Raw genomic sequence first — 433 nt, forward strand, 5'->3', positions numbered from 1 at the left:
TTCAACTACCTCGGCCAGTTCGACGCCTCCGGCGGCTTCGCCGCCCACTCCGGCAAAGCCGGACCCGACTGGCACCCCGACAACCAGCGCCCCTACCAGATCGACATCGTCAGCCACGTCCACGACGGCCGCCTCCACATGCGCTGGACCTACAACCCCACCGCCTTCCGCCAGGAAACCGTGGAACGCATCGCCGACCACACCCTGGACGTGTTGGGCCGACTCACCCGCCAGGCCCACGACCCCGACGCCACCGTCTACAGCCCCTCCGACCTGCCAGCCAGCGGACTCGACCAGACCCAGATCAACGACCTCATGGCGGAACTACGGCCGCTGCCGGAGTGGCGCTCGGCCACGACTCCGCGTCCTCTGGCGGACTGCTACCCACAGACCCCCATCCAGCAGGGCCTGTGGTTCCAGAGCCAGCTCTCCC

1 protein-coding gene is annotated in these 433 nt (G+C 68.6%); it reads left to right on the plus strand.

The genetic code is table 11. The features are described from left to right. Nucleotides 1–433, plus strand: a 433-nt coding sequence (locus ADL05_RS29145) for a condensation domain-containing protein (protein WP_156366101.1), incomplete at both ends; no start/stop codon positions are given.

The organism is Nocardiopsis sp. NRRL B-16309 (assembly GCF_001279585.1).
Lineage (GTDB): Bacteria > Actinomycetota > Actinomycetes > Streptosporangiales > Streptosporangiaceae > Nocardiopsis.